Origin of the sequence: Sinorhizobium sp. RAC02 (assembly GCF_001713395.1) — a bacterium.
GTDB lineage: Bacteria > Pseudomonadota > Alphaproteobacteria > Rhizobiales > Rhizobiaceae > Shinella.
The window spans coordinates 1,207,795-1,233,571 of record NZ_CP016452.1 but is presented as its reverse complement, the minus strand read 5'-3'; the positions used below and the strand labels follow the sequence as shown (position 1 = coordinate 1,233,571).

The 25,777-nt window shown below is 63.9% G+C and carries 22 protein-coding genes; 15 read left to right on the top strand and 7 right to left on the bottom strand.

Going from position 1 to position 25,777, the window contains the following annotated elements:
* Nucleotides 1–7: 7 nt before the first annotated feature.
* The 6 genes from BSY16_RS33185 to BSY16_RS26760 form a co-directional block, all read right to left on the bottom strand.
* A complete protein-coding gene (locus tag BSY16_RS33185) occupies nucleotides 8–637 on the bottom strand; it encodes an amidohydrolase family protein (protein WP_353652405.1) in 630 nt (209 codons plus the stop codon).
* The gene (locus tag BSY16_RS33180; RefSeq protein ID WP_353652408.1) at nucleotides 523–1,449 is read right to left on the bottom strand and encodes an amidohydrolase family protein; all 927 of its coding nucleotides are present in this window, start codon (nucleotides 1,447–1,449) and stop codon (nucleotides 523–525) included. Before BSY16_RS33180 ends, BSY16_RS33185 begins: the two co-directional genes overlap by 115 nt.
* A 22-nt stretch (nucleotides 1,450–1,471) precedes the next feature.
* On the bottom strand, nucleotides 1,472–3,202 hold the full coding sequence (locus BSY16_RS26775; protein ID WP_069062823.1) for a dipeptide ABC transporter ATP-binding protein: 1,731 nt from the start codon (nucleotides 3,200–3,202) through the stop codon (nucleotides 1,472–1,474).
* Nucleotide 3,203: 1 nt separating this feature from the next.
* A complete protein-coding gene (locus tag BSY16_RS26770) occupies nucleotides 3,204–4,100 on the bottom strand; it encodes an ABC transporter permease (RefSeq protein ID WP_069062822.1) in 897 nt (298 codons plus the stop codon).
* The gene (locus BSY16_RS26765; protein WP_069062821.1) at nucleotides 4,100–5,065 is read right to left on the bottom strand and encodes an ABC transporter permease; all 966 of its coding nucleotides are present in this window, start codon (nucleotides 5,063–5,065) and stop codon (nucleotides 4,100–4,102) included. The genes BSY16_RS26770 and BSY16_RS26765 overlap by 1 nt, the downstream gene beginning before the upstream one ends.
* Nucleotides 5,066–5,275: 210 nt before the next feature.
* Nucleotides 5,276–6,850 (bottom strand): ABC transporter substrate-binding protein, encoded by a 1,575-nt coding sequence (locus BSY16_RS26760; RefSeq protein ID WP_083243237.1) that lies wholly within the window; start codon nucleotides 6,848–6,850, stop codon nucleotides 5,276–5,278.
* Nucleotides 6,851–7,008: 158 nt separating this feature from the next.
* Between BSY16_RS26760 and BSY16_RS26755 the strand changes: the two genes are divergently transcribed.
* Complete coding sequence (locus tag BSY16_RS26755) at nucleotides 7,009–8,394, top strand: amidohydrolase family protein (protein WP_069062819.1); 1,386 nt, start codon at nucleotides 7,009–7,011, stop codon at nucleotides 8,392–8,394.
* Complete coding sequence (locus BSY16_RS26750; protein WP_069062818.1) at nucleotides 8,391–9,584, top strand: amidohydrolase; 1,194 nt, start codon at nucleotides 8,391–8,393, stop codon at nucleotides 9,582–9,584. Before BSY16_RS26755 ends, BSY16_RS26750 begins: the two co-directional genes overlap by 4 nt.
* A gap of 76 nt (nucleotides 9,585–9,660) precedes the next feature.
* On the opposite strand, the gene BSY16_RS26745 is transcribed toward BSY16_RS26750, so the two are convergent.
* On the bottom strand, nucleotides 9,661–10,221 hold the full coding sequence (locus BSY16_RS26745; protein WP_069062817.1) for a LysE family translocator: 561 nt from the start codon (nucleotides 10,219–10,221) through the stop codon (nucleotides 9,661–9,663).
* 429 nt (nucleotides 10,222–10,650) lie between these two features.
* Between BSY16_RS26745 and BSY16_RS26740 the strand changes: the two genes are divergently transcribed.
* The 13 genes from BSY16_RS26740 to BSY16_RS26680 all read left to right on the top strand — a co-directional run bounded on the left by BSY16_RS26740 (nucleotide 10,651) and on the right by BSY16_RS26680 (nucleotide 25,775).
* Nucleotides 10,651–12,129, top strand: coding sequence for a sugar ABC transporter ATP-binding protein (locus BSY16_RS26740; protein WP_069062816.1), 1,479 nt, complete (start codon nucleotides 10,651–10,653; stop codon nucleotides 12,127–12,129).
* Between the two features lie 56 nt (nucleotides 12,130–12,185).
* A complete protein-coding gene (locus BSY16_RS26735; protein ID WP_069063723.1) occupies nucleotides 12,186–13,190 on the top strand; it encodes an ABC transporter permease in 1,005 nt (334 codons plus the stop codon).
* An 82-nt stretch (nucleotides 13,191–13,272) separates the two neighbouring features.
* Nucleotides 13,273–14,259, top strand: a complete 987-nt coding sequence (locus BSY16_RS26730) for a substrate-binding domain-containing protein (protein ID WP_069062815.1) — start codon at nucleotides 13,273–13,275, stop codon at nucleotides 14,257–14,259.
* 60 nt (nucleotides 14,260–14,319) lie between these two features.
* The gene (locus tag BSY16_RS26725) at nucleotides 14,320–15,093 is read left to right on the top strand and encodes an SDR family oxidoreductase (protein WP_069062814.1); all 774 of its coding nucleotides are present in this window, start codon (nucleotides 14,320–14,322) and stop codon (nucleotides 15,091–15,093) included.
* A 35-nt stretch (nucleotides 15,094–15,128) separates the two neighbouring features.
* On the top strand, nucleotides 15,129–16,121 hold the full coding sequence (locus BSY16_RS26720) for a dihydroxyacetone kinase subunit DhaK (RefSeq protein WP_069062813.1): 993 nt from the start codon (nucleotides 15,129–15,131) through the stop codon (nucleotides 16,119–16,121).
* Between the two features lie 15 nt (nucleotides 16,122–16,136).
* Nucleotides 16,137–16,778, top strand: a complete 642-nt coding sequence (gene dhaL / locus BSY16_RS26715) for a dihydroxyacetone kinase subunit DhaL (RefSeq protein ID WP_069062812.1) — start codon at nucleotides 16,137–16,139, stop codon at nucleotides 16,776–16,778.
* A 150-nt stretch (nucleotides 16,779–16,928) separates the two neighbouring features.
* On the top strand, nucleotides 16,929–19,046 hold the full coding sequence (locus BSY16_RS31760) for a bifunctional sugar-binding transcriptional regulator/dihydroxyacetone kinase subunit DhaK (protein ID WP_083243236.1): 2,118 nt from the start codon (nucleotides 16,929–16,931) through the stop codon (nucleotides 19,044–19,046).
* Nucleotides 19,047–19,074: 28 nt separating this feature from the next.
* On the top strand, nucleotides 19,075–19,710 hold the full coding sequence (gene dhaL / locus BSY16_RS26705) for a dihydroxyacetone kinase subunit DhaL (RefSeq protein WP_069062811.1): 636 nt from the start codon (nucleotides 19,075–19,077) through the stop codon (nucleotides 19,708–19,710).
* Between the two features lie 138 nt (nucleotides 19,711–19,848).
* Entirely contained in the window at nucleotides 19,849–21,432 is a 1,584-nt protein-coding gene (locus BSY16_RS26700) for a Na+/H+ antiporter (protein ID WP_069062810.1), read from the top strand.
* A gap of 86 nt (nucleotides 21,433–21,518) precedes the next feature.
* A complete protein-coding gene (locus BSY16_RS26695; protein ID WP_069062809.1) occupies nucleotides 21,519–23,273 on the top strand; it encodes an alkaline phosphatase in 1,755 nt (584 codons plus the stop codon).
* Between the two features lie 71 nt (nucleotides 23,274–23,344).
* Nucleotides 23,345–23,809, top strand: a complete 465-nt coding sequence (locus BSY16_RS26690) for a hypothetical protein (protein WP_069063721.1) — start codon at nucleotides 23,345–23,347, stop codon at nucleotides 23,807–23,809.
* 2 nt (nucleotides 23,810–23,811) lie between these two features.
* Complete coding sequence (locus BSY16_RS26685; RefSeq protein ID WP_069062808.1) at nucleotides 23,812–24,498, top strand: ABC transporter ATP-binding protein; 687 nt, start codon at nucleotides 23,812–23,814, stop codon at nucleotides 24,496–24,498.
* Nucleotides 24,495–25,775 carry an ABC transporter permease gene (locus BSY16_RS26680; protein WP_069062807.1) on the top strand — a complete coding sequence of 427 codons (1,281 nt, stop codon included), beginning with the start codon at nucleotides 24,495–24,497 and terminating at the stop codon, nucleotides 25,773–25,775. The genes BSY16_RS26685 and BSY16_RS26680 overlap by 4 nt, the downstream gene beginning before the upstream one ends.
* Nucleotides 25,776–25,777 lie beyond the last annotated feature (2 nt).

The window sequence follows — 25,777 nt, the reverse complement described above, 5'->3', positions numbered from 1 at the left end:
GACGGGATTATTCGATCAGGTCCAGATCGCGGCTGTGGCCCCAGAACATGCGCGGCGTCTCCAGCGCATAACGCAGGCCGAGCCGGTCGATCATCTTGTCCGCCTCACGCTGTGCTGCGTCGAGCACGGCATCCTGATCGACATGGACCGGCTGCCGATCCCGCAGCAAAACCTTGCCGCCGATGAGCACGGTGTGCACGTCGTTGCCATTGGCGAAATAGGTGACGCGGAATTCCGGCATGTGGGCCGGGTAGAGATGCGGGCGGCGCAGGTCGACGAGGATGATGTCGGCCTTCTTGCCCGGCTCCAGCGAGCCGATCTCCGTTTCGAGGCCAAGCACGCGCGCGGCGTCAATGGTGCACATTTCCAGCGCCTTGCCCGGCGGCAGCCAGCTCGGATCGTGGAAATGGGTGCGGTGGTAGTGCATGCATTGCTGCATGTGGCGGAACATGTCGGCCGAACGGTCCGGAGCGGTGGCGTCCGAGCCGATGACGACGGTGACGCCGGCATCAATCAACTCCGTCACCGGGCAGCGCGCCATAATAGCGGCGACGGCGCTTGGATTGTGCACGATGGTGGTGCCGGTCTCGGCACAGATCGCGATCTCTTCCTCGTCCAGGCCGGTGGCATGCGACAGCAGGGTGCGCGGGCCGAGAATGCCAACCTCGTGGGCGATGCGAACGCTGCCCTTGGTGTGGCCGTCCTGCGTGAAGACGAGGCCGCGTTCCTCGGCAAACTGCTTGACCAAGCGCGACTGGGCGACCGCCTCTTCCGCACCGGCGGCTTCATGATATCCCCGGTGCAGGGTCGGCGTGAGCAGGGCAACGTGCAACTGGCCATCATGGCTGCCATGCCAGCGATCGATGAGCGTCTTGCAGGTGGCAAACTGCTGCTCGAAGGAAACGGGTAATCGGTGCGCTTCTCACCGTCCCAGCGGGCATAGGCCAGCGGATGCGGCGGGCGCGTGGTGCCGACGGCCACCACCGAGCGCGTTCCGATGCCGAGCACGCCCTCCATATGTGCATCGCCATAGATCGGATCGTCGGTGCGCATGACGGAATCACCGCCGCCGAGCAGCGAGACACCTGTGGTGACGCCGAAACGCAGGCGCTCCAGCGCGGCAAGCTGCGCCTCCGCAAACCAGAACTCCGGCGTCGAGCCGACCGTATAGGCACCGCGGCAGGCCTGGTACCACGGATCGCTCTTGCCGCCGCCGAGTGTCTTGATCAACCCGTGGCCGGCATGGGCGTGGGCATCGACGAAGCCGGGCATGATCGCCATGCCGCGCGCATCGATGACCTCGCGGGCCGGATGCGCGGCCTCCACCTCCGCCGTCGGCCCGACGGCCACGATGCGGTCGCCGGTGATGGCGACCGCCCCATCGGCGATGATCCGGCGCTCCGGATCGATGGCAATGACGGTGCCGTTCTTGATGAGGATATCGGCCATGGCGGGTCTCCGGTCTGTCAGATCATTCCGCCGCGGCCTGCCGCGACAGGATGCGGTCGAGCGAGGGTGCGAGGCGCAGCAGTTCCTTGGTGTAGTCGTGCTTCGGCGCGGTGAACAGCGTCTCGGTGTCGGCCAGTTCGACGATCTCGCCCGACTTCATCACCGCGATGCGGTCGCACATCTGGCGGATCACCGCGAGGTCGTGGCTGATGAACAGCATGGATAGGCCGGCAAGGTCGCGCAGGTCTTTCAGCAGGTTGAGAAGCTGCGCCTGCACTGAAACGTCGAGCGCCGACGTCGGTTCGTCGCAGATCAGCAGCGACGGACGCGGCCCCAGGGCGCGGGCAATGGCGATGCGCTGGCGCTGGCCACCGGAGAAGGCGTGCGAGAAACGCGAACCCGCATCCGCCGGCAGGCCGACCGCTTCCAGCAACGTTTTCGCATCCAGCCGGGCCTCTTCGGCATTGGAGGCGAGCTTGTAGAACAGGATCGGCTCGGCGATGGCGGCATTGATGCGCAGACGCGGGTTGAGCGCGGAATACGGATCCTGGAACACCATCTGCAAGGATTTCCGCACCGACTTTTCGCGCTTGGCGCCGAGCGCCGTGCCCTGGAAGTCGATGGTGCCGGAGCTCTGGGTGACGAGGCCGGCGATGGTGTTGGCGACGGTGGTCTTGCCGCAGCCGGATTCGCCGACGAGACCGAAGATTTCGCCACGACGGACGTCGAAGGAGACGCCCTTCACCGCCTTGAAGACCGAGGCCTTTCGGCCCGGGATCAACGACCGCGCGCCATATTCGACGCAGAGGTCGGTGACGGAGAGCACCACGTCGTCGCGGCTTCCGGTTTCGGCCGTCGTGCTGTTACGGCGTACGCTCGCGCGGGCATCGAGCGTCACCTGCGTTTCCTCGCTCGGCACCGGCAGACGGTCGAGACGGGTTTCGATCGGCGGCACGGCGGCGATCAGCGTGCGGGCATAGGCGGCCTTCGGCGCCGTCAGAACCTCGCGGGCCAGGCCGCTTTCCACCACCGCACCGTTCTGCATGATGGTGACGCGGTCGGCGATTTCGGCGACGACGCCCATATTGTGGGTGACGAGGAGCACGCCGACGCCACGCTGATCTGCAAGGTCGCGAATGAGCTTGAGGATCTGCGCCTGTACCGAAACGTCGAGCGCCGTCGTCGGCTCGTCGGCAACGATGAGCTGCGGGCCACAGGCAAGGGCCGTGGCGATGACGACGCGCTGGCGCTGGCCGCCGGAAAGCTGGTGCGGATAGCTGCCGAGCCGGCGTTCGGGCTCGGGAATGCCGACAGCCTTCATCAACTCCAGCGCGCGGGCCTTCGCCTGCTTCTGGGAGAGTTTAAGATGGGCAAGCATGCCCTCGCAAAGCTGGCTTTCTATCGTGAACAGCGGATTGAGGCTGGTCATCGGGTCCTGGAAAATCGCGCCGACATCGCGGCCGGGCACGATGCCCTCGGTGCGGCCGGTGCGCAGATCGATCGGCTTGCCAGCGATCTCGATGGAGCCGGAGACAATTTTCCCCGGCGCCTGCAACAGGCCCATCAGCGCATTGCCGACGGTGGTTTTTCCCGCGCCGGATTCGCCGACGAGGGCGTGGATCTCGCCGGGGCGGATCAGGAGGTCGATGTCCTTGACGGCGACCAGCGTGTCGCCGTTGGCCAGCGGGTACTCGACGCGAAGCTTGCGGATGTCGAGGACAGGTGTCGTTGTGGCAATTGTCTCGTTGGGCATCTCAGCGGGCCATCAGTTTCGGGTTGAAGCGGTCGCGCAGATAATCGCCGATCACGTTGACGGCGAGCACGAGGATGACCAGGACGGCCGCCGGCATCACGGCGATCCACCAGAGACCGGAGAACAGGAACTGGTTGCCGATGCGGATCAGCGTGCCGAGCGAGGGATAGGTCGGCGGCATGCCGGCACCGAGGAAGGAGAGCGTCGCCTCCGTCAGGATCGCGCCGGCGAGGTTGATGGTGGCGATGACCATCACCGAACTCATGACATTCGGCAGGATGTGCCGGCCCATGATGCGGCCCGGCGGCAGGCCGATGACCTTGGCGGCACGCACATAATCACGCGCCACTTCCACCATGGTCGAGGCGCGCACCGTGCGGGCGTACTGCACCCATTCGTTGACGGCGATGGAGAAGATCAGCACGAGCGGCGCCCAGGTGAGCATCGTGTCCGCACTGAGCTGCGCGCGGGCAATACCGCTGATCAGCAGCGCCACAAGAATGGTCGGAAAGCTGACGAGCACGTCGGCGATGCGCATAACGATGCCATCGACAATGCCGCCGAAGAAGCCGGCGACAAGCCCCAGCACAACGCCGAGCGTCGCGGCGAAGAGCACGGCGCCGAGGCCGATCACGACGGAAATTCTAAGCCCGAACAGGATGACCGAAAGGAGGTCGCGGCCCTGGTTGTCCGTGCCGAGCAGAAAGCGTGGATCGCCGCCGTCCATGAAGGAGGGTGGGATTTCCATGTCGATCAACGAGTAGGAAGAAACGTCGCGCGGGTCAACTGGTGCTATCAGCGGGGCAAAGACGACGAGGATCAGCATGATGAAGACCACCAGGCCGGCGATCATCACGGAAACCGGCGGGAGCCGGCGCATCAGGGATTGCGTGGCCATTATCGTGTCCTCAGGCGGGGATCGATGAAGGTATAGAGAATGTCGACGACCATGTTGATCATGACGAACAGGAAGCCGACGAAGAGCAGGTAGGCGGCGAGCACCGGCACGTCGGGATAGCCGACGGCATTGGTGAAGAGCAGGCCCATGCCCGGCCACTGGAACACCGTTTCCGTGACGATGGCGAAGGCGATGAGCTGGCCGATCTGCAGACCCGTCACGGTGACCACCGGCATCAGCGCATTGCGCAGTGCCAGTCGCCCGTAAATGTAGGTGCGCGGCAGGCCGCGAGCGAAGGCGAAGCGGATGTAGTCAGACGATAGCACGTCGATCATCTCGGAGCGTACCAGCCGCATGATCAGCGTCAGCTGGAACAGCGCCAGTGTGATCGACGGCAGGATCAGCGATTTCAGCCCTGAAAGAGTGAGGAAGCCGGTCTGCCAGAAGCCGAGATCGACAAGATCACCGCGCCCGGACGACGGCAGCCAGCGCAGGTTCACTGCAAAGACGAGAATCAAGAGCAGGCCCGTGACGAAGGTAGGCATGGAAATGCCGATCAGCGTCGTTGCCTGGGTAAGCCGCGAAAGAAAGGAATTTGGCTTCAGCGCGCAGAGCACACCGAGCGGAATGCCGATCGCGAGCGCCAGGAACGTCGCGACGATCACCAGTTCCAGCGTGGCAGGAAGCCGGCTCATCAGCAGGCTCACCACCGGCTGCTGGTAGCGGAAGCTCGTGCCGAGATTGCCCGTCAGCACCTGACCGACGAAATCGAAAAACTGCGTCACGATCGGCTTGTCGAGGCCGAGCGCCAGGCGCAGCGCGTCTTTTTCCGCCTGGGTAGCACCCTCGCGCACCATCGAGGAGATGGGATCGCCCACGAAACGGAACATGATGAAGGCAATGGCCGTCACGGCAAGCATGACGAGGGCGGCCTGGAGGAGCCTTACCGAAAGAAGTCTGAGCATCGGAATAGTCCTTGGGAGGGAGCGCTCAAGCCCCGCGAGCAGCTCCGGCAAAAGCGCGAAAGCGGCTTTGCGTTCGGAATTGCATCAAAACAATGCGTAGAAGGAACGAGCCGTTTCGCTCCGTCTTCGGCCTGCGAAGAAACCGGCGACTCTTGCGGGACGATCCCGGCCTGCTTGCGCCTGCCGGGATCGTGTCCTGGGAGAAACCCGTTACTTCTTGACCTGCGCGAACCACGGGCGAACGTATTCGTCCGGGAACTGCGGGATATCGACCTTGTTGCTCATCGCCCAGGCGACCGGCTGCTGGTGCAGCGGAATGAACAGCGCCTCGTCATGGGTGATGCGGAAGGCTTCCTTCAGCATGTCGATGCGCTTTGTCTCGTCGAGCTCGACCGAAGCCGAACGAGTGAGCGCATCGATGCGTGGGTCGGACAGGCCATTCGGGTTCGAGCCGCCATAGGTGCCGTCATTCGTGGCAAGCAGTGCCTGGAGCACGCTATAGCCATCCATCGCCGGAAGCGAAGCCCAGCCGAGCATGTAGACGTCGAGTTCGCTATTATCCATGCGCGGGAAATAGGTCGTCTTGCTCTCGACGCTGAGATCGACCTGCACGCCGATCTTCGCCCACATGGAGGAGATCGCCAGGCAGATCTGCTCGTCAGCGATATAGCGGTCGTTCGAGCAGGAAAGGCCGGTCTTAAAACCATCCGGATAGCCGGCCTCGACAAGCAGCGCCTTCGCCTTGTCGACGTCGTATTCCGGAGCCACATCGATGGCGTCATCATGGCCCGTAACAGCCGGGGCGACCAGCATGGAGGCAACGCGCGACTTGCCGCGCATCAGCCGCTTCTGGATCGTGTTGAGGTCGATGGCCTGCCAGAGCGCCTGGCGCACCTTGACGTTGAGCATCGGGTTCGCCACGCCGGGCGCCGCATGCAATTCCTTGTTGAAGTTCAGTGCCAGCATGATGGTGCGCAGCGACGGGTTTTCGACGACCTTCAGCCCCTCGGTGGAGGCGATGCGATCGACGTCCTGAAGCGGAACCGGAACGACCATGTCAACTTCGCCGGACAACAACGCCGCAATGCGGGTGGCGTCGGAGGCGATCGGACGGAATTCGATTTCCGTCAGGTTATGCTGCGGCTTGTCCCACCAGTCCTTGTTCACCTCAAAGATCGAGCGCGAATCGGGCTCGTAGCTCTTCAGCTTGAAGGCGCCGGTGCCGTTCGCGTGGCTGCTGGCATAGGTGACGACGCCGGTGGCGGTGTTGCCCGGCTTCAGCGCGTCATGCTCTTCCATCCACGGCTTGCTCATGATGTAGATCGCGGCGAGGTCGTTGAGGAGCAGCGGATAGGGACCGCGCAGGATGAGGTCGACCGTGTGGTCGTCCACCTTCTCGACGCCGGTGACGGCGGAGAGGTTTTCGCGGTTGCGCGAACCGGGGTCGATCTGACGCTGGATCGTCGCCACCACGTCGTCGGCATTGAAGGCCTGGCCTTCGTGGAATTTCACGCCCTCACGCAGCTTGAAGCGCCAACGCGTCGGCTCGATGACTTCCCAGGACGTGGCAAGCGCCGGCTCCAGCTTCAGTTCCTTGTTGCGGCGAACCAGCGGATCGAACACGACGTGCTGGACGCTCTGGGTGAAACTGTCGACGTGCGCATTCGGGTCGTAGGAGATGACGTCGCCGGATGCTGCCCAGCGCAGCGTTTCGGCAAAAGCGGGCGCGGAAAGCGGCGCCAGCATGGCAAGCCCCGCCAAAAGGGTCTTCACAGTGGTCTTCACGAAGAATTCTCCCGGGTAGGTATGCATGTTCCCAAAAATTGCATACGATTATTCTCAATATGACTGTACATAATATGCGGACAATATCAAGATACCAGAATTAGAATTTGCGCACACAATGCGCATAAGATGTATGCAATTCTAGCGGGAGAATGCCTATGAAAAAGGCCTTGCTGATCGAAAACGGTGCAATCGTCACCATGGATGCCGACCGGCGCATCCTCGACAAGGGCTATGTGCTGGTGGAGCACGGGCGCATCACCGCCGTCGGCGAAGGCGCGCCGATGGCCCCGGCGGACGCCGAACGTATCGATGCGAGCGGGATGGTGGTGATGCCGGGCCTTATCGACACGCACGCCCATGCCGGCCATATGCTGACCAAGGGGTTGGGCGGCGATTCCGAGGATTGGATGAACATCACCGGCCGCATCTATGCCGAGGCGACCGATCCGGAGTTCTGGGCGGCCGAGGCCGCTCTTTCCGCTGCCGAACGTATCAAGTGCGGCACGACCACCGCAGCCCTGCTCTTCGGTGGTGGGCCGGATATCATGCGGACCGAGGCGCCGGAAGCCGCCGAAGCGCACCTTGCCGCCATCGCCGAGATGGGCGTACGCGAAATACTCGCCGTCGGCCCCAATCGGCCGTCCGCTAAAAGTGTATACCGTGAACATCGAAACGGCTCATACAATGAGATCATCGTCGTTCCCGATGCGCAGCTGGCTGTCAGTGCCGCCCTGATCGACGCCTGGACAGACCGCGACGACCGGCTGCAACTGGCCGTCTCCCTCCCCGTCTTCAACGCGGAGGAACTGGAGGACACCGCTGTGCTCGACCTGTCGCGACGGGCACAGCGATTGGCCCGCGAGAAGAACGTGCTCCTGATACAGGACGGTCATCGTGACGGGTCGATCGCCGCCAACGATGCCAAACTCGACCTCTTCGATGCACGCTCGCTGCTCGCCCATTGCGTCGACCTCACCGATGCCGACCGCGCCGTGCTGAAGCGCACCGGCGCCAAGGTGGCGCACAATCCGAGCGCGCTGATGTCAGTCTTCGCCCGTTGCCCGGCGCCGGAAATGATGGCCGAAGGGATCACCGTCTCGCTCGGCACGGACGCCGCAGCACCCGACCGCTCCTTCGACATGTTCCGCAACATGTTCCAGGCGCACCGCTACCACGCCCGCCATTTTCGCGATGATGCCATCCTTCCACCGCTCCAGCTCCTCGAAATGGCGACGATCGACGGTGCCCGCGCGCTGTCGATGGAGGCGGAAATCGGTTCGCTGGAGCCCGGTAAACGTGCCGATATCCTGCTCGTCAACATGCGCCAGCCCCATCTCTGGCCGCCGACCAATCCGGTGCAGCGCCTTGCACGCTTTGCCAATGGCGCGGACGTGGACACGACCATCGTTGGTGGTCGCGTGCTGATGCGCGGTCGCAGGCTCACCGAGCACGACGAAGGCGCTATCCTCGACCGCGCGGAAAAGGCCTTCCGGCTGGCGATGCAGCGCGCCGGGCTGGCGGGAGAGGAGAATCGCCGATGACCGCCGATATCATCATCCGCAATGCGCGACCCATGGGCGGGGAACCGGTAGACCTCATCATCCGCAACGGCCGCTTCAGCGCCGGCGGTGCGCGGCCGGCGCGGGAATTCGACGCAACGGGGTACATCGCGCTGCCCGGCTTCGTGGAGGCGCACACCCATCTCGACAAGACGCTGATCGGCATGGACTGGTTCGAGAACCGCGTCGGCCCCAATCGCAGCGACCGCATTCTCGCCGATCGCAAGGCAAAGCGTGACCTCGGCATCGACGCGCGCCGCCAATCCGCCCGGCAGGCCCTGCAGACGCTGAAATACGGCGTCCTCCACATTCGCAGCCATGTCGACGTCGACACGGAAATCGGCATCGCCAATATTGAAGGCGTGCTTGAAACCCGCGAGGCGCTGCGCGACCTCGTCGATATACAGATCGTTGCCTTCCCGCAGAGCGGCATGCTGCCGCGCGCAGGCACGCTTGAACTGATGGATGCCGCCATGCGGGCCGGCGCCGACATCGTCGGCGGCATCGACCCCGCCACCATCGAGCGCGACCCCGTCCAGCATCTCGACGCCATTTTCGCGCTGGCGGAGCGTTACGGGAAACCCATCGACATCCATCTGCACGAGCTTGGAGAGCTCGGCGCCTTCTGCCTGGACCTCATCATCGAGCGCACCCGGGCGCTCTCGATGCAGGGCCGCGTGATGGTGAGCCACGCATATTGCCTCGGCATGCTGGATTCTACCCGGCAGCAGACGCTGATATCAGCACTTGCGGCGGAGCAGATCGCGGTGATGACGGTCGGTAGCCCCGCTGCCCCTGCCCTGCCGTTGCGCCTGATGCGACAAAGTGGCCTTGTGGCTTCTTCCGGCTCGGATGGCATCCAGGGCACATGGGAGCCTTGGGGCAATGGCGACATGCTGGAGCGGGCAAAATATCTGGCGCAACGCAACGGCATGACCAACGATGCGGATCTTGCTGAGACCGCGCGTATCTGCACCTTCGGCGGCGCGGAAGGCATCGGCCTTTCCGGTTACGGATTGTCCGAAGGGGATTTCGGCGATCTCGTGCTGGTGCCGGCACGCACGCTTGCCGAGGCCGTGGCGTTGACGCCCCAGGCGCGCACCGTCATCCGTCGCGGCCGCATCCTTGTCCGCGACGGCGTACCGGCCGCCGATCTGCCATCGATCGATTGACGTCGTGCGAAGGGGCGGCAGTGGTCGCCCCTTCGCAATCAGCCCATTGTGCAATCCGACTTTCAAAGCCGGATGATCAGCTTGACAGCGCGCTCGCCACGGCAGCCATCGAAAAACCGCCCAGCACCAGCGACGCCAGCTTGTAGGAATGCTGCCGCACGCCCAGCGGCAGGCACGCGCCGAAGACCACCCAGCCAAGACCGGCAAGCGTCGAGAGCCCGGCATAGACCGCAATCCAGAGCGACGTGTGGATGGGTGCCGCCGCGGGGATCAGCACCGTGCCAACCAGCATGGCCTTCGGATTGACCAGCGTTGTCAGGAAGACGCGAAGGAACGAATCGCGCGCCGACCGCGCATCACTCCTGAACGGCATACCCCAGAGCCGGACCGCGGAGTAGAGCAGCCAACTCGCCGCCAGCAACTTCATTGCGGCAAAGGCCAGGGCATTGCCCCGAACGGCATCCGCCACCGCAACGAACAGGGATATCGCCAGAATATATCCGATGGCTTCCGCAAGCGGCATGATCGCCGCCCGGCGCACGCCAAGCGATGCGCCACAGGTCGCAAGCACCGTGTTCGTCGGCCCCGGCGTTACCAGGATCAGAATGGAGGACAGGACGAAAGACAGGGTGATCATGAGCAGATCCGATAGAAGAGAACGGCGATATCCTTACTGCTGATAGGGTCGAACACCTTTGACGCATGTCAAGTGAGACCAGTTTGCGCATAGGCCACGGGACCATTCTCCGGTCAAGGCCGCTCCTTCAACGCCCGAGGGTACATCGATCTTGCCGGAGGCGGAAACCGCGTGCATCGAGAAATATCCGGTTGTTTCGCATCATGACGGACCGTGAAAGCGACGCCGTCTTTCGCCGAAAAAGCGCGCCATCCCAAGACATTACCGTCATCCATAGAGCTGCTTGATCTCATGTCGGTGCGGCACAAACCTTACAAATGACATTTGCATTTCAACGTTTGTCGATTCATCATGTTGACATATGTCGATTACGATGTGTATTTTGTAAACAAGGGATGGGGAGCATCCCTTGAATGCCGGGAGGAATGCATGCAGCCACTGTTGAAAGTGGAAGAACTGAAAAAGTCCTTCGGCGGCGTCGCAGCCCTTCGCGACGGCCGTTTTGCGCTGGAAGTCGGCTCGGTGCATGCACTTTGCGGCGGCAATGGCGCCGGCAAGTCCACGTTCCTCTCGATCCTCATGGGCATCCACAAACGCGACGGCGGCACGATCCTGCATCGCGGCAGGCCGGTCGAATTCAACAGCCCGGCCGAAGCCCTCGCCTCCGGTATCGCCATCATCGAGCAGGAACTGAGCCCGGTCCCGCACATGACGGTGGCGGAGAACATCTATCTCGGCCGCGAACCCTCAGCCCGCTTCGGCGGCATCGACTTCAAGACGATGAACCGCAACGCGCAGGCGCTGCTCGATCGTCTCGAGTTCAACATTTCCGCGACCCAATACATGATGAACCTCTCGGTCGCGCAGATGCAGCTCGTCGAGATCGCCAAGGCGCTGAGCCATGATGCGGACGTTATCTTCATGGATGAGCCGACCTCGGCGATCGGCGAGAAGGAGGCCCAGCACCTTTTCCAGGCGATCAAACGCCTGAAGGCAGATGGCAAGGGCATCGTCTACGTCTCGCACAGGCTGTCGGAAATCTTCCAGATCGCCGACAGCTACACGGTGTTCCGCGATGGCGGCTTCGTCGGCGACGGCAAGCTTGCCGATATCGACCGGCCCGGCCTCATCCGCATGATCGTCGGGCGCGAGCTTGGCGAGGAATACATCAAGACGAACACGCCGACGGCGATTGCGGGGCTCGAAGTCACCGGCCTATCCGCGCCCGGCAAGATCGAGGACATCTCCTTCACCGCCCACAAGGGCGAGATCTTCGGCATCTACGGCCTGATGGGCTCCGGCCGCACGGAAATCTTCAACTGCCTGTTCGGCATGGATCGCGCGTCTGCCGGCGACATCCGCCTCGACGGCCAGCCGGTCGCCATCCGCCAGCCATCCGACGCGATGGCCGAGGGCATGGCCTTCGTGACGGAAGATCGCAAGCTCACCGGCCTCAACCTGACGGACAGCGTTCGCAACAACATCTGCCTGGCCAGCCTGCCGGAGATGAGCCCGGCCTTCGTCATGCAGCGCCGGCGCGAACAGTCCTCCGCCGCGGACATGATCACGCGCTTCGGCATCAAGGCCGCACGCGACACGATGCCGGTCTCCGGCCTTTCCGGCGGCAACCAGCAGAAGGTCGTGCTGGGCAAATGGTTTTTGCGCGAACCCCGCGTCCTGCTGCTCGACGAGCCGACGCGCGGCGTCGATGTCGGCGCCAAGCGCGAGATTTACCGCATCATCTGCGACTTCGCCGCCGAAGGCGGCACGGTCGTGATGATCTCCTCCGAAATCGACGAAATCCTGGGCATGTCCGACCGCATCCTCGTCATGCGACAGGGCCGCTCCGCCGGTGTCTACAGCCGGAAGGACGCCGACGCCCAGTCGCTTGTGCACCTGTCGACCTGAATTGAAGACCCGACGACCGCCGCAAGCATCCAACCCGCATGGCAAGAGGTGACACCGTGTCCAGCTTAGAGAACAAGACCTCCAGCACCTGGCTGAACGCCGATCGCCGCCGGCTGATCCTGCAGGAATATGGCATCTTTCTCGCCTTCCTGCTGCTGGTCGCCGTTCTTGCCCTGTCGAACGAGTTCTTCCTGACGCCGGGCAACATCTCCAACGTGCTGCTCCAGACGTCGATCAACGGCGTTCTCGCGATCGGCATGACCTTCGTCATCCTGACCCGCGGCATCGACCTTTCGGTCGGCTCGGTCGTGGCGCTCGCCGGCATGGTCAGCGCCAGCTTCGTCACCAGCTCGGCCACGGCCGGCATTGCCGGCGCGCCCTACCCGATGGTCGTGGCGCTTGCGGTCGGCATCCTCGTCGGCGTCTGCTGCGGTGCGCTGGTCGGCTTCATCGTCTCGCGCTTCTCCGTGCCAGCCTTTGTCGCGACGCTCGGCATGTTGTCGGCGGCGCGCGGCGCGACACTCATCTATGGCGGCGGGCGGCCGGTCCCGGCGCTGACACCGGAATTCCGCTGGATCGGCACCGGTAACATCCTCGGCATTCCGATGCCGGTCATCCTGCTCGCTGTCGTCTTCCTGGTCTCCTGGTGGGTGCTGACCCGCACGCGCTTCGGCCGCTACATCTACGCCGTCGGCGGCAACCCGCATGCCGCCAAGACCTCCGGCCTCAACGTCACGCGCATCCGCTTCCTCGTTTATGTGATCTCGGGCGCACTCTCCGGCCTCGCCGGCATGATCCTCTCGGCGCGAACGGGCTCCGCCCTGCCACAGGCCGGCATCGCCTACGAACTCGACGCCATCGCAGCGGTCGTGATCGGTGGCACCAGCCTGTCGGGCGGCGTCGGCCGGGTAACCGGCACCCTCATCGGCGCCCTCATCATCGGCGTCATGAACAACGGCCTCGATCTGATGGGGATCCAATCCTACTACCAGCAGGTCCTCAAGGGCGCGCTCATCGTCGGCGCCGTGATGCTCGACCAGAAACGCAATCAGGGCGCCTGAGCCCCGAAATACGGGCGCCCCGCGCCCGTCGTCGAAACGGCTTGCCAAAAGGCAGCCTGAATTCTCAAAGGAGGAGAATGTCATGAAGAAACTGATGATCGCCCTTGCCTCTGCGACGGTGCTGCTCGCCTCGTCCGCCATGGCCCAGGAAAAGCTGAAGATCGGCGCGGCCCCCTATGGTCTGAATGCGGAATTCATGCAGATCTGGTCCGCCGCCCTCGAAGAACATCCGGCCGTGAAGAACGGCGAAGTCGAACTGACGGTCTTCGACGGCCGCTACGACGCGCTGGTCCAGCAGGAACAGTTCAACACGATGATCACCCAAAAATTCAACGCGATCATATTCGTGCCGATCGACATCGAAGCCGGCGCCACCGCCGTGCAGGCCGCCCATGACGCCGGCATTCCGGTCGTCGGCTCCAACACCCGCGTAAACTCCGACCTGCTCACCGCCTATGTCGGCTCCGACGATACGATCTCCGGCTACATGGAAGCCAAGACCGTGCTCGACAAGATCGGCTGCAAGGGCAACGTCGTCATCATCGAAGGCCCGATCGGCCAGTCGGCGCAGATCTCCCGCCTTGAAGGCAACAAGAAGGCGCTTGCCGAGTGCCCGGACGTCAAGGTTCTGGAACAGCAGACGGCCAACTGGTCGCGTGCCGAAGCCCAGACGCTGATGGAAAACTGGTTGACCTCGCATTCCGGCCAGATCAACGGCGTCATCGGCCAGAACGACGAGATGGCGCTCGGCGCGATCGAGGCGATCAAGGCCGCCGGCCTCAAGCCTGAAGACTTCGCCATCGCCGGTATCGATGGCATCACGGACGCACTCAGCGCCGTCAAGGAAGGCACGATGACCTCGATCCTGCAGGACGCCCGTGCCCAGGCGCAGGGTGCCCTCGACCTCGCGATCCTCCATGCTAAAAAGGGTGACTACAAGCCGCAGTCGGACATCTGGGCGCAGTATCCCGACATGGCGTTCAACGACGGCAAGGACAAGGAATACAATGTTCCGTGGACGCCGGTCACGACCGAAAATGTCGATAAGCTCCTGGAACTGCGCAAGTAACGAATGACATGCGGGGCGGCGACGCCGCCCCGTTCCACCCAATCGCTGAAAGCCAGACCGATGACCGATACCCCTCCGCATATCGACCTCAACTTCCCGCTCGACGGCAAGGTCGCGCTCGTCACCGGCGGCGCTTCCGGCATCGGCGCGGCCATCGCCGCTGCCTTTGCATCGAAGGGTGCGAAGATCGCCGTGCTCGACATCAATGCCGACATCGCCAAGGCGAAGGCGGATGAACTCGGTGGCTCGGCAAGGCCTTTCGTTTGCGACGTGGCGGATGCCGCGTCCGTGCAGAAAGCGGTCGATGACGTGGTCGCCGCCTTCGGCGGTATCGACATTGCGGTCAACAGCGCCGGCATCGTAGCACTTGCGCCGGCTGAAGACCTTACACTCATCCAGTGGGACAGGACGATCGACATCAACCTGAAGGGCAGCTTCCTCATCACGCAGGCTGTCGGCCGCAAGATGATTGCCGCCGGAAAAGGCGGCAAGATCGTCAATCTAGCCTCGCAGGCCGGTTCCGTCGCGATCGAAGAGCATGTCGCCTATTGCGCGTCCAAGTTCGGTGTCATCGGCATGTCCAAGACCTTTGCCGCCGAATGGGGCAAACACGGCATCACGGTCAACACCATTTCCCCCACCATCGTGCTGACGGAGCTCGGCAAGGCGGCCTGGGCCGGCGAAAAGGGTGAAAACGCCAAGAAGCGCATCCCGACCGGCCGTTTCGCCTTCCCGGAAGAGATCGCCGCCGCCGCGGTGTTCCTGGCCTCGCCGGGTGCCGACATGATCAACGGCGCCGATCTTCTGATCGACGGTGGTTACACCATTCTTTGAGCCCTGACCGGCTCGCGCAGTTTTGAGGAGTTACCATGCAGCGTTTCATCAACGATCCGGACCTGGTGGTCGAGGATACCGTCAAGGGGTTCGTGAAGGCGCATTCGGACATCGTGCGCGTCGCGGAAAACCCGCGCGTCATCGTCGCCAAGGATGCCCCCTTTGCCGGCAAGGTCGGCGTGGTGACCGGCGGCGGCTCCGGACACGAGCCGGCCTTCATCGGCTATACGGGCAAGAACATGCTCGATGCGGTCGCCGTCGGTGAACTCTTCTCTTCGCCGACAGCCAAGAGCTTCTACGATGCCATCCGCGAAGCCAACGGCGGCAAGGGCGTCGTTGTGCTCTACGGCAACTATGCCGGCGACAACATGAACGTGAAGATGGCGATGAAGCTCGCCGCCAAGGCCGGCATCGACGTGGCAACTGTTGTCGCCAACGACGACGTCTGCTCCGCCCCGCCCGAAGAGCGCGAGAAACGCCGTGGCGTTGCCGGTGAAATCTTCATGTGGAAGATGGGCGGCGCGAAGGCCGCGACCGGCGCCAGCCTCGAGGAGGTGCGCGCCACCGCCCAGAAGGCAATCGACAACTGCCGCTCGATCGGCGTCGGCCTCGGCCCCTGCACGCTGCCGGCCGTCGGCCATCCGAACTTCCAGATCGAGCCCGGCACGATGGAAGTCGGCATCGGCCACCATGGCGAACCGGGCGTTCGTGTCGAAGCACTGAAGACGGCAGACGAGGTCGCCAAGGACATGGTGAAGATCGTGCTCGACGATCATAACCTGCCGCAGGGCACCGAAGTCGCCGTGCTTGTCTCGGGCCTCGGCGCCACGCCGCTCAACGAACTCTACATCCTCAACGACACGATCGAGAGCGAGATTTCGGCCCGCGGCCTGAAGATCGTCAAGACCTGGATCGGCAACTACTTCACCTCGCTGGAAATGGTCGGCGCGACGCTCACCGTCATGGCGCTCGACGAAGACCTCAAGCCGCTGCTCGATGTCGAGACGCGGTGCACGATCATCCTGTAACCGGAGGACGACCCTATGCAGACTTTCGACAACGCATCCTCCGGCGCCATCGTTCTGTCGATGGCAGAGCGGATCGTCGAGAACCGCGCCTATCTCAGCGAGATCGACGGCAAGATCGGCGATGGCGATCACGGCGTGAACATGGCCAAGGGTTTTGCCATGGCGGCGGAACGGCTAAAGGGTAAAAACGCCCCGCTCGCCGAATCCCTCGATACGCTCGGCACCGTGCTGATGACGGAGATCGGCGGCTCGATGGGCCCGCTCTACGGCGTGATGTTCACCGAATTTGCCGAGACGATCGAGGGTGTCGAAAAGATCGACGCCGCGGCCTACAGCAAGATGCTGCATGCGGGCCTGGCCGGCATCCAGTCGATCGGCTCCGCCAAGGTCGGCGACAAGACGCTGATCGACACGCTCGTTCCGGCCGTCGAGGCGTTCGACAAGGCCACGGCCGAAGGCAAATCGTTCGGCGACGCGCTGGAAGCCCTGGTTGCCGCCGCCGAAGCCGGCCGCGACTCGACGATCGATCTGGTCGCAAAAATCGGCCGCGCCAGCCGCCTCGGCGAACGGTCGCTCGGCGTGCTGGATGCTGGAGCAACCTCCTGCGCCATCATTCTCAAGGAATTGTCCGACGGCGCGCGCGCGCGGCTGACCTGACATTCGTGACGCCCGGAATTTGCGCGTTCCTCCCAGGAAGCGCGGCCTTGTCCTTCGTGACGGGCCGCGCACCGCTTTTTTGATGAAGGCAGGTTGCAAACCGGTGGCATTGCTTTCATCTTCGCCGCCAGAAGGGGACCGGCGAAACTGATGGCAATCAAGACTTCCTCGCCGCGCAAAGGCGGCATCGGCCGGGCGAACGGGCCGGAAGGCGTGGATTCGATACCGCTGCGCTATGGCGACGACCCCTATGTCTGGGCCTGCTGGCTCTACTACGAAGACGGCATGACGCAGGGCGAGATCGCCGAGGCGATGGGTGTGTCGCGCGCCACCGTCAACAGCTACCTCGCCGACGCTCGCGAAAAAGGCATCGTCAACATCTCCATCGAGCCCGCGCGGCTTGCATCGCTCACCATCGCGCAGGAACTGAAGCGCCATTTCGGCCTGTCGGATTGCCTGGTCGTACCCAATGACGACAACACGCGGCCACTGATCGGCCGGCTGGGTGCGGCGGGCGCGCAGGCGCTTGCCAAGATGATCAAGTCCGGCGACACGCTCGCCGTCGCCTGGGGCCGCACGATCCTCTCGGTCGGCGAGCATCTGGAAGTGGGAGCCTTGCAGGACGTGACGGTCGTGCAGGCAACCGGCGGCACCACGGCAAGCTTCGCCTATACGCCGGAACTCACCACCGCCGCCGTCGCGCGGGCGATCTCGGCGCGCTGCGTCAACATCACGGCACCCGCCGTCGTCGCGTCTGCCGAAATGCAGCGCATGTTGCTTGCCGAGCCGCTGATCCGCGAGCAGTTCGACACGCTCGCGCGGGCCAACCGCATTGTCTTCGGCATATCGTCGCTCCGGCCAAACTCGACGATCCACACCAGCGGATTCTTCGAATCCGTGCCGCTGCAGCACTATCTCGCCAAGGGCGCGGCGGGTGTGCTGGCCGGACGTTTCATCGATGAGCGCGGCCGCCCGGTCGGTGGCCCCCTCGATGATCGCACGATCGGCATGTCGCTGGAGATGCTGCGCGGCATCGGCACCCGCGTCGCCGTCGCCGGCGGTTTCGACAAGGTGCCGGCACTGCTGGCGGCCCTGCGCGGCGGCTATGTCAACGTGCTGGTGACGGATGCGGCGACGGGCGCCGGCATCCTGCGCGCCGATGGTGTGACAAGCCTCGACAGCAAGCTTTCGCAACGGCAGAAAAGCGCGCCCATCGCCAATGCCTACCGCACGCATGTCAAGAAATTCCTCAACAATCCCAACGACGTGGTCGAGGAAATGCTCGACGGCCTGATTGCCGCGCACAAGCTCTATCTGCAACCCGTGACCGGATCGCGCCGCGCGCTCGTCGCACGCAACGGCCCCCGCCCCGGCAAGGTCGGCCTCGTCATCGGCGGCGGCACGGGACACGAGCCCTGTTTTGTCGGCTATGTCGGTAAGGGGCTCGCCGATGCCGTGGCCGTCGGCAACATCTTTTCCTCGCCTCCGCCCGACCCGATCGCCAAGTGTGCCGTCGCAGCCTCCGGTGGCGCCGGGGTGCTCTTCGTCTACGGCAACTATGCCGGCGACGTGATGAACTTCGAGATGGCAGCCGAACTGGTCGAGGAACAGGGCATTCCCGTCCGCACCGTCCTCACCACCGACGATATCGTTTCTTCGCCGATCGAAGACAAGGAAGGCCGGCGCGGCGTCGCCGGTAATTTCTTCGTCTTCAAGGTCGCGGGCGCCGCCTGTGATCGCGGCCTGACGCTCGACGAATGCGAGGCGATCACCCGCAAGGCCAACGACCGCACCTTCACGGTCGGCGTCGCGCTCGAATCCTGCTCCATGCCGCAGACACGGCGGCACAATTTCGAAATCGGCCCGGATGACATGGAACTCGGCATGGGCATCCACGGCGAGCCCGGCGTGTCGCGCGAGCGCCTGCGCACCGCCGACGAGATCGTCGATACGATCATGGACAACATCTTCAAGGAGATGAAGGCCGAGCCCGGCGACCGCGTGGCGGTGCTGGTCAATTCCTTCGGCGCAACGCCGCTAATGGAGCTCTACATCCTGTTCCGGCGCGTGGAGCAGCGGCTTACCGCCAAGAACATCACAATCGAGGCCAACTGGGTGGGGCACTACTGCACGTCGCTGGATATGGCAGGCGCCTCCATCTCGATCCTGCATCTCGACCGCCAACTGACCGATCTGCTGCACTATCCATGCCAGTCGGCGATCCTGACCATCAACGCACCTGAACCGGACGAGGCGGCTCGGAGCTGAGGCCGCGTGCGCCCAAGGGGAGGAAGACATGTCGGAAAATGCGGCACAGGCTCTCGCCAGGATGTTCGAGAGAATGTCCCAGGTGATCGAGACGGAAAAGGATCGCCTGTCCGAACTCGACGGCGCGATCGGCGATGGTGATCACGGCATCACCATGTCGATCGGCTTCAAGGCCGTGAACGCGGCGCTTGCGAAGCTGGACCTCGGCACAGCGAGCCTTTCAGAGGTGATGTCGACGGCGGCAACCGGCTTCCTTGACGCGGTCGGAGCATCGACGGGACCCCTCTATTCGACGGGCTTTCGCCGCGCCGCCCAGGTCCTTGCCGAGCGCTCCGAACTCGACCTCGTCGCCTGCCGGGATATGCTGGTCGCGATTTCCGAGGGCATTCGCGACCGCGGCAAGGCGCAGCGCGGCGACAAGACGATGCTCGACGTCTGGCTGCCCGCCGCAGAAGCCGCCACCACGGCGGTTGCCGAAGGCCGGTCGAAACAAGAATTCTGGGCCGCCGTTACGGCCGCAGCCGACAACGGAGCGGCCGCGACTGCCACGATGGTTGCCGCCAAGGGCCGCGCCGCCCGCCTGCGGGAACGCTCCCTCGGCCACCTCGACCCCGGCGCCGTCTCTGCAAAAGCGCTCGTGAGGGCAATCTCGGAGACAGTCTAGAGCGGGATTTTACGCGCCATTTGGCAGAGAAGTTTTCCGTGGGTCTGATCCCGTAGTTGCCCTTGAGCGATTGCGTTTTGGCAAAACGCGCCTTGTAATGAAGCGCGTCGTAATAAAGCCATTTCAGGATAAAGCCCTATGGATCCAACACATTTGTTCGAGCTCGTGATCGGCATGTTCGTGGCGATCATCGCGCTGCATTACGCAGCCCACCGGCTCGGGCTGCCGCCATCCGTGGCGCTGCTTGCGGGAGGCGCGCTGCTTGCCTTCATGCCGGGTCTGCCCGCCATTGAAGTCGATCCGGAGCTGGTGCTCGTCATCTTCCTGCCGCCGCTGCTGATGGACGGGGCCTGGTTCATTGCGCTCGGCCCCTTGCGCCGCCATATGATCGGCATCGCTTCGCTTGCCATTGGTGCGGTGTTTTTCACCTGCGCCGTCGTGGCTGTCGTCACGCATCTGCTGTTCCCGTCACTCCCCTGGGCGGCCTGCGCGGCATTGGGAGCGATCGTCTCGCCGCCCGATGCGGTGTCCGCCCGCGCCGTGCTGCAACGGGTAAAGCTGCCGCGTCGCCTGCAGATCCTGCTCGAGGGAGAAAGCCTATTCAATGATGCGAGTGGCCTGGTCCTCTTCCGCTTCGCCATTGCCGCCGGCGTCACCGGCATCTTCAGCACGGTCGATGCCATGGGCAGCTTTTTCGTTCTAGCGGTCGGCGGCGCACTCGTCGGCATCGCCATCGGCATGGCATGGGTTCTGCTGGTGCGCCGGCTTGGCGACGAATATCTGATCATCGCCGCCACGGCCCTGCTTTCCTGGGTGTCCTACCTGCTCGGCGAATTCATCCACGTTTCGGGCGTCATTGCCACCGTGACCACCGGCCTGATCGCCGGATGGCATCAGCACACCGCCTTTTCGGCCGCAACGCGCATGCGCGGCACCTCCTTCTGGACCGTACTCGTCTTCCTGATGGAGGCGGCGGTCTTCATCCTGATCGGCCTGTCGCTGCGCGGCGTCGTCGAACGCGGCGGCGGCTTTGGCGTGGTGATCGCCGATCTCGGATGGCCGATCCTGGTGATCCTGGTGGCCCTCACCCTCGCCCGCTTCGCCTGGGTGTTCGGGTCGGACCTCGTCATCAGGCTCTGCAATGCTCTGGGGATCAAGCGATACACGCCAGTCGGCGCCGGTGGCGCGACAGTGCTCAGTTGGGCCGGTGTTCGCGGCGTGGTCACGCTCGCGCTGGCGCTGAGCGTGCCGGAAAACTTTCCCGGCCGTGACTTCATTCTAGTGACGTCGTTCGCCGTCATTCTCGGCACCGTGCTGCTGCAAGGCACGACGCTGGGACGTGTGATCGCCTGGGCGCGGCTGAGTGAACCGGAGTCGGAAAAGGCCCGGCTCACCATGAGCCAGGCCGAAGCCGCCATGGCGCAGGCGCAATTCGTCATCGTGCAAAGCCGGGCTTACGACAGCGAAGGCAAGCTCATCCATCCGCAATTGCTGGACAAGTATCAGCGCAGGGCCGTGTCGATCGTCGATTATGCTGAGCGCACACAGCACTACACACCCATGCTGCACGCCCATTTCGACCTCGTTCTCGAAGCGGTCGCGACGGGGCGTCGCGAACTCATCCGGCTCCACCGCGCTGGCGAGATCGACGACGAGACGTTGCACGAACTGGAACGGGACCTCGACCTCGAAGAGCTGAGCGCTATTTCTGCCAAGGGGTGAAGCCATCTGTGACACGGCTGTAATACGCCTGTCATGCTGAGTTTCTATCGCAAGGGGGTAACGCACCGCTCAAGAGAGGCACCTCCATGCGTAAACTCATCCTCGCTCTGGCATCGGCAACGATGCTCGCCGGCGCCGCAAATGCCGCAACCGTTTATCCGCTGGATCGCGCGACGATCCTCGTCGGCTCGCCCTTCGACTTCAAGGTCGAGTTCGACACCGTGGTGAAGCCGGAAGACGTGAAGGTCACCGTCAACGGCCAGGACTACGAAACCGTCTTCGGCAAGAAGGCCGAATTTGTCGCGGAAGAAAAGGGCGCTGAGGACAAGGTTCTCGGTTCGGCCCTCCTCCTGCGTGGCCTGACGATCGCTGAAGCCGGCGCCTATAAGGTCGAGGTCTCGGCCGGCAGCGAAGCCAAGTCGGTCAACTGGGACGTCTACGCAACCGTTGCCGAGCCGAAGGCCAAGAACATCATCTTCCTGATCGCCGACGGCCTGTCCGTCGCCCACCGCACCGGTGCGCGCATCATGTCCAAGGGCATGACCGAGGGCAAGGCGAACGGCCGCCTCGCCATGGACGACATCCCGCCGGTCGCCTTCATCGGCACGTCGTCCACGCACTCGATCGCCACCGACAGCGCCAACACCATGTCGGCCTACATGACCGGTCACAAGTCGCGCGTCAACGCGCTCGGCGTCTACGCCGACCGCACGCCGGCAAGCCTCGACGACCCGAAGGTCGAGACCATTGCAGAAGCGCTCCGCCGCACCACGCAGAAGTCGATCGGCATCGTTTCCACCTCGGAACTCCAGGATGCGACGCCGGCTGCCCTCGTTTCCCACACCCGCAAGCGCGCCGACAAGGCGGAAATCGTCGGCATGCTGCTCGACGTCAAGCCGGATGTGCTTCTCGGCGGCGGTTCGGCCTACTTCCTCGGCAAGGACGTGCCGGGCTCCAAGCGCAAGGACGACAAGGACTATATCGCCGAGTTCAAGAACGCTGGCTATGCCCTGGCGATCGACAAGACGGAACTTGCCGCTGCTGCCGGCTCGAACCAGGACAAGCTGCTCGGCCTCTTCCACACCGGCAACCTGGACGTGACGCTCGACCGTGAATTCCTCAAGAAGGGCACCGTCGAAAAATTCCCGAACCAGCCCGGCCTCGTCGAAATGACCAAGGTCGCACTCGACAAGCTCTCGAAGAACCCGGAGGGCTTCTTCCTCATGGTCGAAGCTGCCTCGGTCGACAAGATGAGCCACCCGCTCGATTGGGACCGTGCGCTCGTCGAGACGATTGAGTTCGACAAGGCTATCGCCGTCGCCCGTGAATTTGCCGACAAGAACCCGGATACGCTGATCGTCGTCACCGGCGACCACACCCATGGCGTCGGCATCATCGGCACCGTCGATGACGAGAAGCCGGGCGACGAAATGCGCGCCAAGGTCGGCACCTATGACGATGCCGGCTTCCCGAACTATGAAGATGCGAATGGCGATGGTTATCCGGATCGTATCGACGTTTCGCGTCGCCTGTTCCTGGCGGCCAATAACGGTCCGGACCACTACGAGACCTTCCGTCCGAAGCTCGACGGCCCGTTCGTTCCGGCCGTGCAGAACGAGGCGAAGGAATATGTCGCCAACGAAGAGTACAAGGGCGTGCCCGGCGCCGTCTTCGTGCAGGGTAACATTCCGAAGGATGGCGATACCGGCGTTCACGCCGTCGACGACGTGGTGCTTCAGGCGATCGGCCCCGGCTCGGAAGGCTTCCGTGGCTACATGGAGCAGAGCGACGTGTACCGCGTGCTGGCCGATGCCTTCGCGCTCGGCGTAGCGAAGGACTGAGCTACCCATAACGGACAGGCGGCCCCGCGCCGCCTGTCCGCATTCTCGCCGATGAAGAAGGAAGCATGGCCATGACGGACGATTCCCGTATGTTTTTCGACAGGCGGCGGATGCTCTGCGCATTGGCTGCCCTGCCGATCCTGCCTCTTGCCCGCCCGGCCCTGGCTGGGGAGACACTCGGCTTCGGCGAGCTCTACAAGAGCTTTGGCGTGCTGGGGCTCGAATTCTCCGACAAGGTGAAGCGGCTGACAGGCCAGGAAATCACCATCAAGGGCTTCATGGCGCCGCCGCTGAAGGCGGAGGCGAACTTCTTCGTGCTCACCGAAATCCCGATGTCGCTCTGCCCCTTCTGCTCCTCGGATGCGGACTGGCCCGACAACATTCTCGTCGTCTATCTCGCCCGCAAGCAGACCTTCGTGCAGTTCAATGCGCCGATCGAGGCACAGGGCGTGCTCGAATACGGCTCATGGACCGATCCGGATACCGGTTTCGTCAGCCAATTGCGTCTTCGCGAAGCCGCGTTCGACACGGCCTGACGATGCTGGCTCTCGCTATTTCCGGTCTCACCATGCGCTTTCCCGGCCTCGACACGCCGGTGCTGTCCATCGACCAGCTTCACCTTCCCGCCGGCGGACGCCTCGCGATCACCGGCGCATCGGGTTCCGGCAAGAGCACGCTGATTAACGCGATGACCGGGCTCGATACCGTGACAAGCGGTTCAGTGTCCTGGGGCGGCACCGATATCACCGCCCTTGCCGCAGGCAAACGCGATGCGTTCCGCGCAGCCAATATCGGCCTCGTCATGCAGGACTTCCATCTGTTTCCCGGCCTTTCGGCTTTCGAGAACGTCGTCTTGCCGGTCCGCCTTTCCCGGCGCCTCAAGCCGGCCGAGCGCGAACGCGCGCTGCATCTCCTCGAAACAACGGGCATTGCCCGCCCTGACCAGGCCATCGAGACCCTGTCGCGCGGCGAGATGCAGCGCGTGACTGTGGCGCGCGCGCTGTTGTCGAAGCCCGGCGTGATCGTTGCCGACGAACCGACCGCCAGCCTCGACCGTCGTACTGGCAGCGAAGTGGCCGAGCTGATCGTCCGGCTCGCCCGCGATGAGGGGGCAACGCTTATCGTCGTCACCCACGATCCGGCGCTCATGGAGCGGCTCGACCGGCGCGTCGACCTCGATGGCGGATGCATCGTCGAAGACAGCAGCGAGGTGCTCGCGGCATGATACGCTTCATCCTTGCCGATCTTCGCCGCTTCAAGGGTGGAGCACTTGCCGTCATCGTGCTGATTGCGCTTTCCGTTGCGCTCAGCGTCACCGTCACCTTGCAGGAGCGCGCCGTCCGGCTTGGCAGCGCCCGCGCGGCGGAAAAATTCGACCTTGTCATCGGAGCAGCCGGCAGCGAAACACAACTCGCACTATCGGCCGTCTTCCTGCAACCCTCGCCGCTGCCGCTGATGTCCGGCAGCGTGCTGGCAAAACTCTCCGAGGACCCCCGCGTCGAATTCGCCGCCCCGGTCGGCTTCGGCGATTCCGCGGATGGCCATCCGGTCGTCGGCACGACGAGCAAGCTTGTTTCCGCGCTCTCGCCGACGCTCGCCGAGGGAACGATGTTCGCCCGTCTCGGCGAGGCGGTGATCGGCGCGGACGTGCGAAAGCCCGTCGGTGCTGAGATCAAGCCGATGCATGGCGGCGCTGACGAGGGTGGCCATACGCACACCGAGCTCATCTACACGGTGAGCGGCCGCATGGCCCCGACAGGCACCGCCTGGGACCGCGCCATCCTCGTGCCGATCCGCGCCGTCTGGCAACTGCACGGCATGGAGGGCGAGGCCGGGCACGATCATGACCACGCCGCCGGGGGGCTCGCGACGGTTGCTGCGGCCGAGCACGAGCACGCCGAAGAACAGGAGCACGAGGCGCATATCGATCCTGCCGCCGCGATTGACGAGCATTTCGACGCCGAGACGCCTGGCCTCCCCGCCGTTCTCGTCAAGCCGAAGACGGTCGCCGACGCCTATCGCCTGCGTCAGGAATATCGCGGCGAGACGACGCTCGCCGTCTTTCCGGCGGAGGTGCTGACGCGCCTCTACGCGACACTTGGCGATGCGCGCAGCCTGCTTCTGGCGATTGCCATCGGCACGCAGGTCATCGTCATCGCCGCCATCCTGCTCGTCACGATCATGCATATCGGCACGCGCCAGAAGCAAATCGGCGCATTGAGAGCTTTTGGCGCACCGGCGCGCGCGGTCGTCGCCATCGTCTGGGGCGAGCTGTTCCTGCTATTCCTCGCCGGCTTCGGGCTGGGCATCGTGCTCGGTTACGGCGCAGCACAACTCATCTCCGCCTCGCTCACCGCGACGACGGCCGTGCGTATGCCCGTGGAGTTCGCCCGCGAGGATATCTCGCTGGCTGTCTGGTTCGGCATTCTCGCCGTGCTGATATCGATCATACCGGCGCTTTCGGCGCTTCGCCTCAGCCCGGCGAGAGCGCTTCGCGCCTGAGC

What these genes read in the sequence shown, in the direction of transcription:
- BSY16_RS33180 (WP_353652408.1), bottom strand. Translation starts at nt 1,449, where the DNA reads ATGGCCGATATCCTCATCAAGAACGGCACCGTCATTGCCATCGATCCG.
- BSY16_RS26775 (WP_069062823.1), bottom strand. Translation starts at nt 3,202, where the DNA reads ATGCCCAACGAGACAATTGCCACAACGACACCTGTCCTCGACATCCGC.
- BSY16_RS26770 (WP_069062822.1), bottom strand. Translation starts at nt 4,100, where the DNA reads ATGGCCACGCAATCCCTGATGCGCCGGCTCCCGCCGGTTTCCGTGATG.
- BSY16_RS26765 (WP_069062821.1), bottom strand. Translation starts at nt 5,065, where the DNA reads ATGCTCAGACTTCTTTCGGTAAGGCTCCTCCAGGCCGCCCTCGTCATG.
- BSY16_RS26755 (WP_069062819.1), top strand. Translation starts at nt 7,009, where the DNA reads ATGAAAAAGGCCTTGCTGATCGAAAACGGTGCAATCGTCACCATGGAT.
- BSY16_RS26750 (WP_069062818.1), top strand. Translation starts at nt 8,391, where the DNA reads ATGACCGCCGATATCATCATCCGCAATGCGCGACCCATGGGCGGGGAA.
- BSY16_RS26745 (WP_069062817.1), bottom strand. Translation starts at nt 10,221, where the DNA reads ATGATCACCCTGTCTTTCGTCCTGTCCTCCATTCTGATCCTGGTAACG.
- BSY16_RS26740 (WP_069062816.1), top strand. Translation starts at nt 10,651, where the DNA reads ATGCAGCCACTGTTGAAAGTGGAAGAACTGAAAAAGTCCTTCGGCGGC.
- BSY16_RS26730 (WP_069062815.1), top strand. Translation starts at nt 13,273, where the DNA reads ATGAAGAAACTGATGATCGCCCTTGCCTCTGCGACGGTGCTGCTCGCC.
- BSY16_RS26725 (WP_069062814.1), top strand. Translation starts at nt 14,320, where the DNA reads ATGACCGATACCCCTCCGCATATCGACCTCAACTTCCCGCTCGACGGC.
- BSY16_RS26720 (WP_069062813.1), top strand. Translation starts at nt 15,129, where the DNA reads ATGCAGCGTTTCATCAACGATCCGGACCTGGTGGTCGAGGATACCGTC.
- dhaL (WP_069062812.1), top strand. Translation starts at nt 16,137, where the DNA reads ATGCAGACTTTCGACAACGCATCCTCCGGCGCCATCGTTCTGTCGATG.
- BSY16_RS31760 (WP_083243236.1), top strand. Translation starts at nt 16,929, where the DNA reads ATGGCAATCAAGACTTCCTCGCCGCGCAAAGGCGGCATCGGCCGGGCG.
- dhaL (WP_069062811.1), top strand. Translation starts at nt 19,075, where the DNA reads ATGTCGGAAAATGCGGCACAGGCTCTCGCCAGGATGTTCGAGAGAATG.
- BSY16_RS26700 (WP_069062810.1), top strand. Translation starts at nt 19,849, where the DNA reads ATGGATCCAACACATTTGTTCGAGCTCGTGATCGGCATGTTCGTGGCG.
- BSY16_RS26695 (WP_069062809.1), top strand. Translation starts at nt 21,519, where the DNA reads ATGCGTAAACTCATCCTCGCTCTGGCATCGGCAACGATGCTCGCCGGC.
- BSY16_RS26690 (WP_069063721.1), top strand. Translation starts at nt 23,345, where the DNA reads ATGACGGACGATTCCCGTATGTTTTTCGACAGGCGGCGGATGCTCTGC.
- BSY16_RS26685 (WP_069062808.1), top strand. Translation starts at nt 23,812, where the DNA reads ATGCTGGCTCTCGCTATTTCCGGTCTCACCATGCGCTTTCCCGGCCTC.
- BSY16_RS26680 (WP_069062807.1), top strand. Translation starts at nt 24,495, where the DNA reads ATGATACGCTTCATCCTTGCCGATCTTCGCCGCTTCAAGGGTGGAGCA.